This is a genomic window from Dactylosporangium aurantiacum (assembly GCF_000716715.1).
Lineage (GTDB): Bacteria > Actinomycetota > Actinomycetes > Mycobacteriales > Micromonosporaceae > Dactylosporangium > Dactylosporangium aurantiacum.
The window spans coordinates 277,693-294,648 of sequence record NZ_JNYJ01000005.1 but is presented as its reverse complement, the minus strand read 5'-3'; the positions used below and the strand labels follow the sequence as shown (position 1 = coordinate 294,648).

12 protein-coding genes are annotated in these 16,956 nt (G+C 74.4%); 4 read left to right on the top strand and 8 right to left on the bottom strand.

What is annotated here, in order from left to right; genetic code table 11:
* Nucleotides 1–32: 32 nt before the first annotated feature.
* The 3 genes from OP18_RS07550 to OP18_RS61770 all read left to right on the top strand — a co-directional run bounded on the left by OP18_RS07550 (nt 33) and on the right by OP18_RS61770 (nt 4,512).
* Nucleotides 33–1,226 (top strand): thiolase family protein, encoded by a 1,194-nt coding sequence (locus OP18_RS07550; RefSeq protein WP_033357988.1) that lies wholly within the window; start codon nt 33–35, stop codon nt 1,224–1,226.
* The gene (locus OP18_RS07545) at nt 1,223–3,292 is read left to right on the top strand and encodes a 3-hydroxyacyl-CoA dehydrogenase NAD-binding domain-containing protein (protein WP_033357987.1); all 2,070 of its coding nucleotides are present in this window, start codon (nt 1,223–1,225) and stop codon (nt 3,290–3,292) included. Before OP18_RS07550 ends, OP18_RS07545 begins: the two co-directional genes overlap by 4 nt.
* A 134-nt stretch (nt 3,293–3,426) precedes the next feature.
* Nucleotides 3,427–4,512 (top strand): peptidoglycan DD-metalloendopeptidase family protein, encoded by a 1,086-nt coding sequence (locus OP18_RS61770; RefSeq protein WP_052386338.1) that lies wholly within the window; start codon nt 3,427–3,429, stop codon nt 4,510–4,512.
* 1 nt (nt 4,513) lies between these two features.
* Here OP18_RS61770 and OP18_RS07535 read toward each other — a convergent pair whose 3' ends face one another.
* The 3 genes from OP18_RS07535 to OP18_RS07525 form a co-directional block, all read right to left on the bottom strand.
* Nucleotides 4,514–6,271 carry a sensor domain-containing diguanylate cyclase gene (locus OP18_RS07535; protein WP_033357986.1) on the bottom strand — a complete coding sequence of 586 codons (1,758 nt, stop codon included), beginning with the start codon at nt 6,269–6,271 and terminating at the stop codon, nt 4,514–4,516.
* Between the two features lie 89 nt (nt 6,272–6,360).
* Complete coding sequence (locus tag OP18_RS07530; RefSeq protein WP_033357985.1) at nt 6,361–7,566, bottom strand: sensor histidine kinase; 1,206 nt, start codon at nt 7,564–7,566, stop codon at nt 6,361–6,363.
* Entirely contained in the window at nt 7,563–8,240 is a 678-nt protein-coding gene (locus OP18_RS07525; RefSeq protein WP_033357984.1) for a response regulator transcription factor, read from the bottom strand. The genes OP18_RS07530 and OP18_RS07525 overlap by 4 nt, the downstream gene beginning before the upstream one ends.
* A gap of 114 nt (nt 8,241–8,354) precedes the next feature.
* On the opposite strand from OP18_RS07525, the gene OP18_RS07520 reads away from it, so the two are divergent.
* A complete protein-coding gene (locus OP18_RS07520) occupies nt 8,355–9,722 on the top strand; it encodes an outer membrane protein assembly factor BamB family protein (RefSeq protein ID WP_162189752.1) in 1,368 nt (455 codons plus the stop codon).
* An 82-nt stretch (nt 9,723–9,804) separates the two neighbouring features.
* On the opposite strand, the gene OP18_RS07515 is transcribed toward OP18_RS07520, so the two are convergent.
* From OP18_RS07515 to dxs, 5 genes are all read right to left on the bottom strand, one after another.
* Nucleotides 9,805–10,473: a slipin family protein gene (locus OP18_RS07515; RefSeq protein WP_033357982.1), complete on the bottom strand. Its 669-nt coding sequence runs from the start codon at nt 10,471–10,473 to the stop codon at nt 9,805–9,807.
* Nucleotides 10,474–10,712: 239 nt separating this feature from the next.
* Nucleotides 10,713–11,969 carry a PQQ-binding-like beta-propeller repeat protein gene (locus OP18_RS07510; RefSeq protein ID WP_156089338.1) on the bottom strand — a complete coding sequence of 419 codons (1,257 nt, stop codon included), beginning with the start codon at nt 11,967–11,969 and terminating at the stop codon, nt 10,713–10,715.
* A 24-nt stretch (nt 11,970–11,993) separates the two neighbouring features.
* Complete coding sequence (locus OP18_RS07505; protein ID WP_033357980.1) at nt 11,994–13,427, bottom strand: outer membrane protein assembly factor BamB family protein; 1,434 nt, start codon at nt 13,425–13,427, stop codon at nt 11,994–11,996.
* Nucleotides 13,424–14,848, bottom strand: coding sequence for an outer membrane protein assembly factor BamB family protein (locus OP18_RS07500; protein ID WP_162189751.1), 1,425 nt, complete (start codon nt 14,846–14,848; stop codon nt 13,424–13,426). Before OP18_RS07500 ends, OP18_RS07505 begins: the two co-directional genes overlap by 4 nt.
* 100 nt (nt 14,849–14,948) lie before the next feature.
* Nucleotides 14,949–16,904, bottom strand: a complete 1,956-nt coding sequence (gene dxs / locus OP18_RS07495; protein ID WP_033357978.1) for a 1-deoxy-D-xylulose-5-phosphate synthase — start codon at nt 16,902–16,904, stop codon at nt 14,949–14,951.
* Nucleotides 16,905–16,956 lie beyond the last annotated feature (52 nt).

The following is a 16,956-nucleotide window of genomic DNA, read 5'->3' as shown; positions in this document are numbered from 1 at the left end:
ATTGCCGGTAATTCGTCGCTAGGAGGACACCCGTGCCCCGTCCCGTCCGCGACGTCGTCTTCGTCGACGGCGTGCGCACCCCGTTCGGCAAGGCCGGTGGGATGTATGCCAACACCCGCGCCGACGACCTCGTCATCCGCTGTATCCGCGAGCTGCTGCGCCGCAACCCGCAGCTGCCGCCGGAGCGGGTCGACGAGGTCGCGATCGCGGCCACCACGCAGACCGGCGACCAGGGCCTGACCATCGGCCGCACCGCCGCCCTGCTGTCGGGTCTGCCCAAGACCGTCCCGGGCTATGCGATCGACCGCATGTGCGCCGGCGCCCTGACCGCGGTGACCACCGTCGCCGGCGGCATCGCGTTCGGCGCCTACGACGTCGCGATCGCCGGCGGCGTCGAGCACATGGGCCGCCACCCCATGGGCGAGGGCGTCGACCCCAACCCGCGGATCCTCGCCGAGAAGCTGGTCGACCCGTCGGCGCTGGTCATGGGCGCCACCGCGGAGAACCTGCACGACCGGCTGCCCGGCATCACCAAGGAGCGGGCCGACCGGTTCGGCTACGCCTCGCAGGTGAAGACCGCCGCCGCGTACCAGGCCGGCAAGCTGCAGCCCGACCTGGTCAGCGTGGCGACCCGCGACCCCGAGGCGGGCTGGGGCCTGGCCACGGTCGACGAGGCGCCGCGCGAGACCAGCCTGGAGAAGCTGGCGACGCTCAAGACCCCGTTCCGGCCGCACGGCAAGGTCACCGCCGGCAACGCCGCGGGCCTCAACGACGGCGCCACCGCCGCCATCATCGCCGCCGAGGACGTCGCCCGCGAGCTGGGGCTGCCGGTCGGCATGCGCCTGGTCTCCTACGGCTTCGTCGGCGTCGAGCCGGAGGTCATGGGCTTCGGCCCGGTCCCGGCGACCGAGAAGGCGCTGCGCCAGGCCGGGCTGAGCATCGACGACATCGGCCTGTTCGAGCTCAACGAGGCGTTCGCCGTGCAGGTGCTGGCGTTCCTGGACCACTTCGGCATCGCCGACGACGACCCGCGGGTCAACCCGTGGGGCGGCGCGATCGCCGTCGGGCACCCCCTGGCGTCCTCCGGCGTGCGGCTCATGACGCAGCTGTCCCGGCAGTTCGCCGAGCACCCCGAGGTCCGCTACGGCCTCACCGCCATGTGCGTCGGCATCGGCATGGGCGCATCCGTGATCTGGGAGAACCCGAACTGGAAGGGCGACAAGTGAGCGCGGCCATCTCGAACCCCAACGAGGTCGTGACCAAGGCGCTGCTGCGCTTCGTCACCCTGCCGAGCCGGGAGCGCGCCGCGCTCATCACGCTCGACAACGGCTTCGACCACACCAAGCCCAACTCGTTCGGCCCCGGCGGCCTGGCCAGCCTGGACGCGGCGATCGACGAGGCCGTCGCGGCCGCGCCGAAGTTCATCGCGATCACCGGCAAGCCGTACATCTTCTGCGTCGGCGCCGACATCACCGGCATGCCGCTCATCACCGAGCGGGAGCAGGCCCTCGAGCTCGGCCGGTACGGCCACCGCGTGTTCCGCAAGCTCAAGGACTCCCCGGTGCCCACGTTCGCGTTCGTCAACGGCGCGGCGATGGGCGGCGGCCTGGAGGTGGCGCTGCACTGCCACTACCGGACCGTGTCCTCCGGCGCGGCGGCCCTCGCCCTGCCCGAGGTCGCGATCGGTTTGGTGCCCGGCTGGGGCGGCACGCAGCTGCTGCCGAACCTCATCGGCATCGCCCCGGCGGCGCAGGTCATCCTGCAGAACCCGCTGACGCAGAAGACGCTCAAGCCGGCGCAGGCCCGCGAGCTGGGCATCGCCGACGAGATCTTCGAGCCGGCCGACTACCTGGAGCGGTCCCTCGCCTGGGCCGAGGGCGTCGTGGACGGCACCGTCACCGTCACCCGGCCCGAGATCGACCGGGACATGTGGGACGGCGTGCTGTTCTTCGCCAAGCACCAGCTCGACGAGCGGCTGCACGGCGCGGTCAACTCCGCCAACAAGGCCATCGAGCTGCTCGCGCTGGCGAAGGACGCGTCCTTCGAGGACGGCACCGCGGCCGAGGACGAGGCCCTCGCCGACCTCATCATGGGCGACCAGGCCCGGGCCAGCCTGTACGCGTTCGACCTCGTCCAGCGCCGGGCGAAGCGGCCCGCCGGGGCGCCGGACAAGGGGCTCGCCCGCGACGTCAACAAGGTCGGCATCGTCGGCGCCGGGCTCATGGCCTCCCAGCTGGCGCTGCTGTTCGTGCGCCGGCTCGAGGTCCCGGTCGTGCTCACCGACCTCGACCAGGCCCGCGTCGACAAGGGCGTCGGCTACGTCCACGCCGAGATCGACAAGCTGGTGTCCAAGCGGCGCCTCGACCCGGGCAAGGCCGCGAAGCTGCGCGGCCTGGTGAGCGGCTCGGCCGACAAGGCCGCCTTCGCCGACGCCGACCTGGTGCTGGAGGCCGTGTTCGAGGACCTGGGCGTCAAGAAGCAGGTCTGGGCCGAGGTCGAGAAGATCGTCCGGGACGACTGCGTGCTGGCGACCAACACCTCCTCGCTGTCGGTCAGCGAGCAGGCCGCCGGGCTCGCCCACCCGGAGCGCGTCGTCGGGCTGCACTTCTTCAACCCGGTCGCGATGATGCCGCTGCTGGAGATCGTCCGCGCCGACCAGACCGACGACGCGACGCTCGCCACCGCGTTCGCCGTCGGCAAGGCCCTGAAGAAGTCCTCGGTGCTGGTCAAGGACGCCCCGGCGTTCGTGGTCAACCGGCTGCTGACCCGCTTCCTCGGGGTGGTCACCGCGGCCGTCGACAACGGCACGCCGATCGAGGTCGCCGACTCGGCCCTGGACCCGCTGGGCCTGCCGATGCGGCCGATGGTGCTGCTCACCATGGTCGGCCCGGCCGTCGCGCACCACGTGGCCGAGACGCTGCACACGGCGTTCCCGGACCGCTTCGGCGTCTCGGCCAACCTGGGCCGGGTGGTCGAGGCCGGCAAGCGCGGCTTCACCGACGCCGAGGGCAACCCCGACCCGGAGGTGCTCGCGCTGCTGCAGGTCGGCGACGCGCCCTCCACGGCCGAGGAGCTGCGCGACGAGGCGACCGCCGCCCTGGCCCGCGAGATCCGGCTCATGCTCGACGAGGGCGTGGTCGCCGACCCGCGCGACATCGACCTGTGCATGATCCTCGGTGCCGGCTGGCCGATGCACCTCGGCGGCATCACGCCGTACCTGGACCGCGAGGGCATCTCGGAGAAGGTGACCGGGGTACGGTTCCTGCCGCCGGGCGTGGCGAACGCCCCGTAGGTTCACCCGATCGAGGGCACATTCGGTAAATATCGGTAACGGACCCCGCCGGCGCCTAGCGTTGGCGGGGTTCGCGCGCAGTCCCCCCGGCTGCACGGATCACTCGTCCCCGGGGGTGCACCATGCGCAAAATCATGTCCGTTGCCGTCGTCGTCCTGGCCACGCTGACCCCGGCGGTCGACGCGCACGCCGCGGAGAGCGCCACGGTCGTCTCGCCCAAGCGGCCCTTGAACGTGCGGGCGGGCAGCGCGGTGTGGACCGCCCAGCTGCGCACCCTGCCGCACGGCGCGTCGGTCGCGATCGACTGCCAGGTCAAGGGCCAGCTGATCAGTGAGGGCTCGGTCCGGGTCACCGACCGGTGGGACCGGCTCACCGACGGCTCCTACGTCTCCGACGCGTGGATCCGCCGCCCCGGCACGCCGGTCCCGGCCTGCGGCCCGGCCGCCCCCGTCGCGCCCGCCGCCGTCGCCGCCGCGGTCACCACGACCACGGGCAGCGTCGCCACCGGCGGCACCCCGCTCAAGGCCCGCACCGCCCCCTCGCACGGCGCGCCGCTCGTCGCCGCCCTGCCCAACGGCACCGCGCTGACCCTGGTCTGCCAGGAGCGCGGCGAGAGCATCGCCGGCTCGCAGCGGGTCACGTCGATGTGGGACCGCCTGCCGGAAGGCACCTACGTCTCCGACGCATACGTGCGCCGCGGCGCGACCCCGCCGCCGTGCGCCGCGGCGAACCAGCCAGTCGCCGCGCCCGCCGCACCCGCCGCCGGCGGCTGGACCAGCCCGCTGCCGGGCTTCCGGGCCCGGCCCGGCTTCCGTACCTCGAACAACCCGAACCACATCGGTGTGGACCTCATGTCCTTCACCGGCACCCCGATCCACGCCGCCTCGGCCGGCACGGTGGTCGAGGTCGTGTGCAACATCGAGGCCGGGCACAGCTGCGACCAGACCGGCAGCCCGTCGGTCGGCGGCTGCGGCTGGTACGTCAAGCTGCAGCACGAGGGCGGCATCTCCACCCTGTACTGCCACATGGTCCGCCGGGCCGTCGTCCAGCCCGGCCAGAAGGTCAAGGCCGGGCAGGTCATCGGGTACGTCGGCAGCTCCGGCAACTCCTCGGCCCCGCACCTGCACTACGAGGTGCACATCAACGCCCCGCCGACCGGCCCGCAGAACGCCATCGACCCGATCCCGTTCATGCGCACCCACGGCGCCCCGATCGGCTGAGTCAGCCCGCCCGGTGCCGGCCGGGGCGGTCGGGGCCGCGCTTGGCGGCGTACATGGCCTGGTCCGCGGTGCGCAGCACCTCGTCCGGGTCCTCGCCGGGGCCGGCGAGGTGCAGCCCGACGCTGGCGCCGATGCGCACCTCGTGACCGGCGACGTCGAACGGCTCGGCCAGCACCTCGCGCAGCCGCACCGCCAGGGTCCCGGCGTCCTCACCGCCGACCACGCCGGGCAGGAGCAGCACGAACTCGTCGCCGCCGACGCGGGCGAGCACGTCGGTCGGGCGCAGGCAGGACGACAGGCGCTCGCCGACCTGACGCAGCAGCTCGTCGCCGGCCTCGTGACCGAGCTCGTCGTTGACGGGCTTGAAGCCGTCGAGGTCGACGAAGAGCACCCCGACCGGGGTGTGCTGCAGTGACGCGGTGAGCCGCTCCTGCAGGCGGCGGCGGTTGGGCAGGCCGGTGAGCGGGTCGTGGTGCGCGTCGTGGGCGAGGCGGTCCTGCATCTCGCGGCTGTCGGTGATGTCGCGGGCGTTGATGACGATGCCGTCGAGCGCCGCGTTGTGCAGCTGGTTGGAGGCGGTGAAGTCGAACCAGCGGTGGTTGCCGTCGGCCTGCGCGACCCGCACCTGCATGCGCTCCAGGCCGCCCCTCTCGGCCAGCAGCGCGGCGAAGCGGTCCCGCACCTGCTCGCGGTCGTCGGGGTGCAGCAGGTCGAAGACGGACGAGCCGACCGCGACGAAGCCGAGGATGCGCTGGCCGCTGGGGCTGGAGTACACCACGGCGCCCTCGCGGTCCAGGACGGTGACGACGTCCGGCGCGTGCTCGACGAGCGCGGCGAAGCGCTCCTCGGCGCGCCGGCGCACCAGCTGCGAGCGGTACCCGAGGACGGCGAGGCCGGCGACGCCGACGAGGAGCATGGTCAGCAGCGCCAGGTTGATGGTGAGGCTGCGGTTGCGCACCGGACCGTCGAAGGTCGCCGTCGACTGCGCCCGCACGTACGCCCAGCCGCCCGGCAGCCCGCCGTGCACCGCGGCGATCATGGAGCGGCCGCCGGCACGGTACGTGACGAACACCGACTCGGTCGAGCGCAGCTGCCTGATGACGGCGGAGTCGACGACGGTGCCGACCGCGTCGGGGTCGCTGGACGCGCCGACGGTGCCCGAGGAGTCCACGACCAGCGACAGGTGCGACGGGTCGCTGAGCTTCTCCAGATACGCCTGCAGCTGGCCCTTGCGCACGGGGATGAAGCCGTAGATCAGCGCGGTCGGGTCGCTGCCCACGACGATCGGCACGGCGACCGCCTGGACCAGGGTGTCCTTGACCGTCATGAGCGAGGAGAAGCCGGGCCGCCCCAGCGCCAGCCCGGAGATCAGCGGCTTCCAGCCGATCGCGTCCCGGTCGGGGAACAGGTTCGCCGGTTTCGTGGCGTTGATCGGGTTGCCGGTCAGGTCGGTGATGGTCAGCCCGTACGTGAAGAACGTCGACTTGTTCGCGTACTCGATGAGGGCGGCCCGGTCACCGGCGTCGCCGGGGGTCAGGCTCAGCGGGCGGCTGGTGACGAAGTCGTTGAGCTCCTTCGCCGACACCAGCAGCAGCTGCTCGACCAGGCTGCCGTTGTTGGTGGCGAGGGCGAGCGTGTCGGCGCGGTGCACGGTCTCCGCGGCCCGCAGCGCGGACCGGTTGACCGAGATGCCGACCGCCCCGATCGCGAGCAGCAGGGCGGCGCTGACGCTGACGACGAGCCAACTCCGCAGCCGCATGCAGTTTCCTCCGACTCGTCCTGTGGAGGTCTGATCGGCGGCGGCGGGGGCGGAACTGAGAAAGTGTGCGACCGGTCACAGCCCGGCGGTCAGGCGGCCGGTTTGACCGAGGCGGTGCCGGTCAGGACCGGGGTCACCGCGGCGGCCGGGAGGCTCACGGTGACCTCGAGACCGCCGCCGTCCAGGGCGACGGCGCTGACCCCGCCGCCGTGGGCCTCGCAGACGGCGCGGACGATCGACAGGCCGAGCCCGGAGCCGCGGGCCCCGGTGCGCTCCCGCCCGCCGCGGCGGAACGGCTCGAACAGCGCCGGCACGTCGGCCGGGTCGACCTCGAAACCGGTGTTGCCCACGACGAGCCAGGCGAGGGTCTCGTCGGTGCCGGTGCGCACCCAGATCCGCCCGCCGAGGTGGTTGTACCGCACCGCGTTCTCCACGAGGTTGCCGGCGAGCCGCTCCAGCAGGCCCGGGTCGCCGACGACCCGCGCCGGGGCGAGGTCGGTGGTCACGTCGAGGGTGAGCCGCTGGATCTCCTTGCCCATCGCCGACATGGCGACGGTGACCCCGGTGGCCAGGTCGGTCGGCACCTTCCGGCCGAGCCGGCGCCCGGCCTGCGCCTCGGTCCGCGCCAGCAGCAGCAGCGACTCGACCAGCGCGTTGGCCCGCATGGACGCGTCGCGCACCACGTTGGACATCCGGCGGAACTCCTCGACGTCGGCGTCCGGGTCGTCGAGGGTCACGTCGACCTCGGTGCGCATCACGGCGAGCGGGGTACGCAACTCGTGGGAGGCGTTGGCGACGAACCGCTTCTGCGTCTCGAACGCGTCGCTGATCCGGTCGAGCATCGCGTCGAACGTCTTGGCCAGCTCCGACACCTCGTCGTCGGCGCCGTCGTAGTTGATCCGGGCGTCGAGGGTCTCCCCCGTCAGCCGCTGGGCGGTGGTGGTGACCTTCTGCAGCGGGCGCAGCGCCCGGCCGGCCACGACGTACGCGCCGGCGACCCCGACCGCGCCGATGAGCAGCAGCGCGAGGCTGCCCCGGGTCACCAGCTCCCACTCGGCGGCGTCGGCGAGCTCGGTCTGCCACTGCCGGGCGTCGACCTCGGTGCCGTCCTGCAGCACGATGCGGGTCCCGGGCCGCAGCTCGTCGGCCGGCCTGATGGCGCCGTCGACGAGGATGTACGCGAGCACCACGAGCACCAGCCCGGCCCCGACGAGCAGGATGCCGTTGAGCAGCGTGAGGCGCAGCCGCAGGGTCGGGCGGAAGACGGCGGCGCGGCGGGCGTCGTACACGGTCATTGCGGTGAACCCTGGGGTGGCCTCGTGCGGTATCCGGCGCCGACGACGGTCTCGATGAGCGCCGGGTCGCCGAGCTTCTTGCGCAGGGTCATCATCGTGACCCGCACGGTGGTGGTGAACGGGTCGGCGTTGGCGTCCCAGACCCGCTCCAGCAGCTCCTCGCTGGACACGACGGCGCCGCGGGCCTTGAGCAGCTCCTCGAGCAGGCCGAACTCCTTGCGGGTCAGGTCCAGCGGCTGCCCGCCCCGGGTCGCGACCCGCTTGGCCTGGTCGAGCACGAGGTCGCCGATCGTCAGCACCGGCGGCGCGGCGGGGGTCGCCCGCCGGCCGAGCGCCTGCACCCGGGCGACCAGCTCGTCGAACGCGAACGGCTTCGGCAGGTAGTCGTCGGCGCCGATCTGCAGCCCCTCCACCCGGTCGGCGACGCTGCCGCTCGCGGTGAGCATCAGCACCCGGGTCAGCGCCCCGGACGCGACGAGGTCGGCGCAGATGTCGTCGCCGTGCATGCCGGGCAGGTCCCGGTCGAGCACGACCACGTCGTACCGGGTCACCATCGCCATCTCGTGGCCCTGGGTGCCGTCGTAGGAGACGTCGACCGCCATGCCCTGGCGGCGCAGCCCCCGCACGATCGCGTCGGCGAGGTGCCGTTCGTCCTCGACCACCAGCACGCGCACGCCACATCACCCCCCACCGGTCCGGCCAGTGTCAGGCACCGGCTGTGAAGTCCGCGTGAGCCAACGTATACCGCACCGCTGGCGACCATGGCCCACGCCAGGCACCCTGGTGAGGTGGAGGAGCGGCTGATCGATCTCGGGGTGGTCACCGACGACGCGGACCAGCTCGACACCGGGCCCGCTCCCGTGGTCCCCGGCCGCCGCCAGTGGCCGTTCGTGATGGTCCTCGCGCTGTTCGCGACGCTCGCCGGCGGCTCCGGCGCGAGCACCTCGGTCGAGTCGCTCGGCGTCCTCGCGGAGCACACCCTCGGGTTCGTCGCCGACCGGGGCGCACTGTACGCGCTGCGCGAGGAGCCCGCGGTCACCGCGTACGACTGGGGCACCGGCGAGGAGCGGTGGAGCCGCTCGATCCCGTCCAACGCCGGGCAGGTGTACCTCGCCGCGGACCGCGCGTACATCCGGCACCGCCCCTGCACCGACGCGGTCGGCTGGACCCTGGAGCGGCTCGACCCGGCCGACGGGCACCAGCAGTGGCTCGCCGCCGGGGCGCCCGTCTCGGTGCTGCGCGTGGAGGACCGGCCGGTGCTGCTGCTCGTCGACGAGCGCGCGACCACCTGCCCACCGGCGGTGCCGCTGCGCAACAGCCCGCAGACGCCGGTGCACCTGGCCGCGGTCGACGCGGAGACCGGCGCGGTGCGGTGGGAGTTCCAGATGCCGGCCGGCGGCCGGCTCGTCTCCCCCGACGTGCCCGGCAACGACTGGTTCGCGATCTGGTACCCGGGCGGCCGCACCGAGGTCCGTGCCGCCGGGACGGGCGCGGTGACCAGCACGGCGCAGGTCCCGGAGCTCGCCGACGGCCCGCCGCAGAGCGTGCGCATCGTCGGCGACATGCTCGTGATCGTCGCCGTCCGCCTCGACGGGGCGATGATCACCAGCTACGGGCACGCGCCGCTGACGTACCGGTGGCAGCAGCTGTTCCAGTCCGCCGAGCCGGTGCCGATCGCCGAGCTGGCCTACGGCCCGGTGGTCGTCGCGTGCGGCCCGATGGTGTGCGTGCCGAACTGGCGCGACATCGCCGTGCTCGACCCGCGCACCGGCGAACAGCGCTGGCGCCGCACGATCCAGCTGGACGCCGTCGGCGCCGGCGTGCTCGTCGCCCGCGACCGCGAGGACTTCATGCGCATCCGGATCGTCGACTGGCAGACGGGCGTGGACCGCAGCCAGCTCGACGGCTGGGGCCTGGTGCCGATGGCGACCGACGGCAACGACGACGCGGCCGGCACCGCCGCGGCCGCCGGCACCACCTACGCGGTGGTCCAGCGGCCGGACGGGGACGGCTCCCGGATCGCCCGGGTCAACCTGCACACCGGCGAGGTGGAGGTGCTCGGGCACCTGCGCCCGGCGCCGTCGCGGTGCGCGCTGCGCGGGCACCGCCTGTCCTGCCTCGCCGGCGGCGACGCCGTGCACCTGTGGAAGCTGTGAGTCACCCCCGCCCGCTGCCGGGCACCCGGGGAAGCTGTGAGTCACCCCCGTCCGCTGCCGGGCACCTGGGGGAAGCTGTGAGTCACCCCCTGCCGGCCGCCGGCTCGCCGGCGTGCACCACCAGGGTCGTGCCGGCCTGACCGGCCGCCTGCAGGGCGCGCAGCCGCAGCAGCGCCGGGCGGTCCTCCAGCAGCTTCGCCGTGTTCGCCAGCGAGCGCAGTGCGGCGGCCTCGCCCCGGGCGCGCTCCAGCTCGGCCCGGCCCCGCTCCTTCGCCAGGGCGGTGTCGGCGTACGCGCGGCGCAGGTCCCCGGGGAGCATGACGTCCCGCACGGTCAGCTCCAGCACGTCGACGCCGACGGCGCGGGCCGCGGGCGCCAGCGCGGCCGTCAGCCGGGCCGGCAGCCGCGGGCGGGCCGCGATGACCGACTCGAGGTCGGCCTCGGCGACGGCGGCGCGCAGCTCGACCTGGGTGCGCAGGTACAGCTCCTGCACCGGGTCCTGGGCCGCGGTGACGAACAGGGCCGGGTCGGTGACGGCGATGCGCAGCGTCGCGGAGACCTTGACCACGAGCCGGTCGGCGGTCAGCATCTCCTGCCCGTTGACCGGCACCAGCCGGGGCCGCAGATCGACGCGCTCGAGCCGGGTGCCGCGGCGCCGGTACCGGTGCCGCCCGGGCTCCAGCACGCCGGCGAGCCGGCCGTGCTCGAAGCGGACGACCCGCTCGTACTCCATCACGGTGACCTTGGCCATGACCTGACTCCTGGTTGGTACGCGGCGGCCGCGGGCGGGGAGCCCGGCGCCGCCGGGAGCCGCAGGGCCCGCGGTCGCCGGGCACGTGATCGGGTGGTGCTGCTGAGGACTTGAACCCCTGGGATCCGCGGCGCGGCGCGGAACACCGTCCGGCGATGCCGTGGTGCCGCTTCCTGCCGCGCCTTCCGGCGCCGAGACTACGGCCCGGGTGCGCGCGCACGCACCCCGATATCGGCGCCTTACGGCAGCCGCAGCAGGACCACCTCGTCGGCGTCGGTGCCGCAGGCGACGAGCGGGCCGTCGATCTCGCAGCCGACGAGGGTGCCGGGCACCGACGCCGACGGTGTGGGCGCCGGCCCGCCGTCGGACCAGGCGAGCAGCGTGTCGCCGTCGGTGCGCAGGCCGAGCAGGACGCGGGCGCCGTCGGCGGCGAGGAACCGCCACCCCGCCGGCACGGTGCGCCCGGTGTCCGGCGGCAGGGCCGGCGCGCCGCCGGGCGCGACGAGCAGCGAGGGTTTCGGCACCGTCCACAGCACCGCGCCGCCGGCCGGGTCCACGGCGACGGTGCGGTCGCCGTTGACGCACAGCGCCGCGCCGCACGGCAGGACGGTGAGCGGCCCGCTCTGACCGGCCGGCACCAGGGTGCTCCAGCGCCGTTGCAGGTCGCGCGTGTACGCGGTGAGCCGCGTGCCGCCGGTCGCCGCGTCCCACCGGGCGACGAGGAGCAGCTCACCGACGGCGGCGACGAGGTCGTCGGCGGGACCGGCGACGCCGGCGACGGGGGCGGTGCGCGCGCCGGTGGTCAGGTCGACGGTGCTGAGCCCGCCGTCCGGATCCAGCAGCGCGGCCCAGGTGGCGCCGGCGGCGGCCGAGTCGACCGCGACGCGGGTGCCGGCCTCGACCGCGGTGTCCCAGCGCACCAGGCCCGCGGTGTCGATGAGCTGCCAGCGCAGCACCCCGGCGAGCGGGGTGTTGTCGGCGAGGGCGCGGCAGCCGTCGGACCACAGGCTGCGCATGACGACGGTGCCGGTGCCGCCGGGCGGGGTGCGGACGGGCACGCCGACGGCCCGCCACTGCTCCCGCCCGGTCGCCCTGGTCACGGCGACGGTGGTGCCGGTGACCCCGGAGCGGCACAGGTCCGGGGAGAGCACCGCGAGGTCGCCGCGGACGTCGACGGCGGAGAGGCTGGCCAGCCCGTCGGGGGTGAACGACCAGCGCAGGGATCCGTCGGCGGCGTCGAACGCCTCGACGGGCGTGGGGGTGCGGTCGCTGTCGAGCACGAACAGCGCCCCGCCGGCGACGTGGAACTCGCCGTTGCGCAGCGGCTGGCGGGTCACCTCGTGCGGGCGCCCCGGTGGCGGCGCCGAGGACAGCAGGCTCAGCAGCAGCGCCAGGACCCCGGTCAGGACCCAGCCCCTGGGCAGGCCGACGGCCGCGTCGTCGACGTGGTCCCAGCTTTCGTCGATGACGCCCAGATCGATGGTGACCGTGCTCACCGGCACGGCTCCATTGTGCGCGGATCAGTGCCGGTTGGGCAGTCGCCACACGGACATGCCGCCCACCACGACGCACGCGAGCGTGCGGCCGTCGGCGGAACACTCGGGGTTGCCGAACCAGTTCTCCGCGCGGGCGAACACGGTGATCAGCCCGGTCGCCGGGTCGAGCTCGCCGAGCACCGCGGTGCGCTTGTCGTCCGAGCGCCACAGCAGCGGGCGGGCGCCGCCGGCGGGCAGCGCGTACCAGCCGGTGAACGTCCTGACGAGGGCACCGGTGCGGGCGTCGACGATCCCGGCCACCCGCGGCCCGGTCGCCACCGGGTCGCGCCAGGAGCCGACCAGCAGGCGGTCACCGGCGAAGTGCAGGACCCCGTCCGGTCCCGCCAGGTGCCAGCGGCGCTCGCCCGTGGTGCTGTCCAAGGCGTCCAGCCCGCCGCCGGTGCCGGTGCACAGCAGCCGGTCCGTGCACCGGAAGAGGCCGTTGTTGAGCTCGCCGGGCCAGCGGAACAGCCGCCGGCCGGTGGTGAGGTCGTACACGACGGCGCCGCGCTCACCGTCGGGGTACACGACGACCCGGTCGGTGGGGCGGCCGGAGCCGTCGAGCCAGCCGGCGCTGAACATCGCCGAGGTCCCCGACCAGTCGAGCTGGTAGGTCGCGGTCACCGCGCCGGTCCGCGCGTCCCGCCGGGTCAGCTGCCCGGTGCGGCTGAGCACGTCGAACCGGTTGACCTGGGCCTGGTACAAGTCGGCCCAGCTGAGGTTGACGTCGGAGCCCTCGGCGACGGTGACGTCCCAGACCGTCGCGCCGGTGCGCAGGTCGAGGCCGAGGTACCGCTGCGGCGGCCGCGCCCCGGCGTGGTTGACGCCCGGGTCGTCGCCGGCCACGTAGACGACCTGGCCGGGCGGTTCCTCCGGGGCCTCCTCGACGACCATGACCCGGGCGTTGATGCCGTCGAACGTGACCCGGGGCCGCGACCACAGCTCCCGGCCGGTCGCCGCGTCGAGCACGAGCAGGACGCTGGAGTCGCCGCGGCCCGTGCGGTCCTCGCTCATCAGGATCACCACGTCGGGGCCGGCGACGATCAGCTGCTGGTCGACCTCGGCCGGGCGCTGCCAGAGCATCGCGCCGTCGGTGGCCCGCCGCGCCTCGATCATCGGGCCCGGGCTGGTCAGCTGGTACCGGGCGAGGAAGACCCGCCCGCCGGACGCCTGCGCCCGCAGCACCTGGAAGTCGACCGTGAACAGCAGGCCGGTGTCCGGGCGCGGCCCGCCGGCCGCGAGCAGCCCGAGCGCCAGGACCAGCGCGGCGGCCACGGCCAGCCACCGCGCCGGCGGGCGCCATCGCGGCGCGGGCGGCTCCGGCGGCTCCCACGGGGTGCTGACGTCCAGCTCGATCACGGTCTCCGGCACACGGACCAGATTGTCACGGGCGCCGCCGGGCCGCGCGTCCGCGCTCACCGGCGCTCCGGCAGGCGCCAGACCGTCGCGCTGCCCACCATGACGCAGGCGAGGGTGGCGCCGTCGACGCTGCAGTCGGGCGCGCCGTACCAGTCGCCGGCCCGGCCGAACACGGTGATCCAGCCGGTCGCCGGGTCGAGCTCGCCGAGCAGCGCGGTGCGGATGTCGACGGGCCGCCACAGCACGATCCGGCCGGTGGGCCCGCCGAGGACCAGCTGCCACCCGGTGAGCTCCTGCAGGACGGCACCGGTGCGCGCGTCCGCGACGGCGACCCGCCCGGGCGTGGAGCCCTGCGCGTACATGCTGACCACGAGCCGGTCCCCCACGGAAGCGACGACCTCCGGGTACCCGTCGAGCCGCCACACCGGCCGGCCGGTGGTGACGTCGTAGGCGGCGAGGCCGGTGCCGGCGCCGGCGCAGAACAGCGTGGCGGTGCACTGGTGGAGCCCGTCGTACATGGCGGTGTCGGTGCGGAACAGGGCCCGGCCGTCGGCGAGGTCGAACACGATCCCGCCGCGCCCGCCGTCGGGGTAGACCACGGCCCGGCCCGGCGTGCGCCCGGGGTCGCCGCCCGGGCCGCTGAGCCACACCGAGCCGGTGCTGAACATGGCGGGCGTGCCGGACCAGTCCAGCTGCCGGGTCGCGACGACCCCGCCGGTGCGCACGTCCCGGCGGGTCAGCAGCCCGGACGGGTCGAGCTGGTCGACGGCGGTGACCTGACCCGTCGGGTACCGGCCGGCCCAGGTGAAGTCCAGGGCGCTGCCGAGCGGCGGGGTGAGGCGCCACACCTCGGCGCCGGTGGCCGCGTCCAGCACGGCCAGCTTCCGCTGCTGTGGCCGGCCGGCGTGGTTGACCTGCGGATCCGTCAGGTCGGGCTCGTCACCCGCGGTGAACTCGACCACCCGGCTCTGGTCCGGCAGGTCCTCGACGACGACCAGGCCGTCGTGGGTACCGACGAGCACCGCCTCCGGCCGGGTCCAGCGCTGCCGCCCGGTGACCGGGTCGAGGGCGATCAGGGTGCTGGTGAAGCCGCGGTCCGACTCGCCGTGCAGGACGAGGATCAGCGTGCCGGCGCTGCTCGCCACGTAGTGGTGCTGCAGGTCGACGGGGACGCTCCACAGCACGGCGCCGTCCGACCGCCGGCGGCCCTCGATCCGCGGGTCGCTGGCGGGCTGCCGGAAACGGCCGACGAACAGCAGGTCCCCGGCGACGACGACGCTGCGGACCTGGTCGTCGATCCGGTACAGCGGCCCGGTCGACGGCGCCGCACCGGACGCGGCCGCCCCGGCGGCGACGGCCACGGCGACCGCGCACACGGCCGCCCACCGCAGCCTCCGCGCCCGCCCCGGCCGCTGCCCGCGGGGCGGGTCCGGCGGCTCCCAGGGGCTGCTGAGGTCGAGCTCGATCACCGTCTCAGCCACGTAAGCCAGAGTCGCACGGCGGCCGCCCGGTTGCGTACCCCGCGCCGCCCACGCGAAACGGCGGACCCATCGCTGGATCCGCCGTCCGGGGTGGCTACGGTCAGCGCCTGGCGCGCGCCGCCGGGACCGCCGGCTGCTCCGCCGCGTCGAGGCGGCTGACCCACTCGGTGACCTGGCGCGCCACGTCCTGCGCGGTCAGGCCCAGCTCGGACAGGATCTCGGCGCGCGTGCCGTGCGGGTGCCAGCCCTGCGGCACGCCGAGGTCGCGCAGCGGCACCCAGACGTCGGCGTCGCGCAGCGACTTGGCGATCGCGTCGCCGACCCCGCCGGTGCGGATGCCGTCCTCGACCGTGACGACCAGGCGGTGCTCGCGGGCCAGGCCGACCAGCTCGACCGGGACCGGGCGGACCCAGCGCGGGTCGACGACGGTGACGCCGTAGCCCTGCTCGGCGAGCCGGGCGGCCGCGTCCACCGCCAGGTGCGCGAACGCGCCGACACTGACCAGCAGCACGTCCTTGCGCTCGTGCTCGCTGAGCACGTCGACACCGCCGAAGCCGTCGACCCCGCCGACGCGGCGCACCGCGGGCAGGTCGGCGGGGACCGCACCGGTCGGGAAGCGCAGGATCGTCGGGCCGTCCTCGATGCTGACGGCCTCGCGCAGCTCCTCGCGGACGGTCTGCGCGTCGCGGGGCGCGGCCAGCCGCAGGCCCGGCACCACGCCGAAGACCGACATGTCCCAGATGCCGTAGTGCGACGGGCCGTCGGGGCCGGTGATGCCGGCCCGGTCGAGCACGAACGTCACCGGCAGTTTGTGCATCGCCACGTCGAGCAGGACCTGGTCGAAGGCCCGGTTGAGGAACGTCGCGTAGACGGCGACGACCGGGTGCAGGCCGCCGATCGCGAGACCGGCCGCGGACGTCGCCGCGTGCTGCTCGGCGATGCCCACGTCGTAGGCCCGCTCGGGGTACTTCTTCATGAGCTTCGCGATGCCGGTCGGCTCGGCCATGGCGGCGGTGATGCCGACGATGTCGGCCCGCTCGTCGGCGATCGCGACCAGCTCGTCGGCGAAGACGCCCGTCCACTTGACCGCGGCCGGGGCGAGCAGCTTGCCGGTGTCGATGTCGAAGGCGCTGCTCGGGCCGTGCAGGCAGTCGGCCTCGTCCTCCTCGGCGGGCCGGTAGCCGAAGCCCTTGCGGGTCACCGCGTGCACGATCACCGGGCCGCCGAACGACTTCGCCTTGCGCAGCGCCGACTCGACCGCGACCTGGTCGTGGCCGTCGACGGGCCCGACGTACTTGATGCCGAGGTCCTCGAACATCGCCTGCGGCGCGACCGCGTCCTTGATGCCCTTCTTGACCGCGTGCAGCACCTCGTACAGCGGCGGGCCGACCAGCGGCGTGCGGCCGAGGGAGTCCTTGACCAGGTCGAGGACCTTCTCGTAGCTCGGGTTGAGCCGCAGGTTGGACAGGTGGTCGGCGAGCCCGCCGATCGTCGGGGAGTAGGAGCGCCCGTTGTCGTTGACCACGATCACGAGCGGGTTCTTCGCGCCGGCGATGTTGTTGAGCGCCTCCCAGCACATGCCGCCGGTCAGGGCACCGTCGCCGACGACCGCGACGACGTGGCGGGGCTCGCCGCGCAGCGCGAACGCCTTCGCCAGGCCGTCGGCGTAGGACAGCGCGGTCGAGGCGTGCGAGTTCTCGATGATGTCGTGCTCGCTCTCCGCCTGGCTCGGGTAGCCGGTGAGGCCGCCACGCTGGCGGAGCAGGTCGAAGCCGCCCTGGCGACCGCTCACGATCTTGTGCACGTACGCCTGGTGGCCCGTGTCGAAGAGGATGCGGTCCTTCGGCGAGTCGAAGACCCGGTGCAGGGCGAGCGTCAGCTCGACCACACCCAGATTGGGGCCGAGGTGGCCGCCGGTGCGGGAGACCTTGGCCACGAGGAAGTCGCGGATCTCGGCCGCGAGGACCTCGAGCTGCTCCGTCGAGAGGTCGCGGAGGTCACCCGGGCTGCGGATCGCGCTCAGCAGGGTGGCGGCCTCGGTCTCTTCAGTGCTCATGGGGCCCAACTGTAACGGGGTCCCGCATCGGCGCACGTCGGCCGGTTGAATC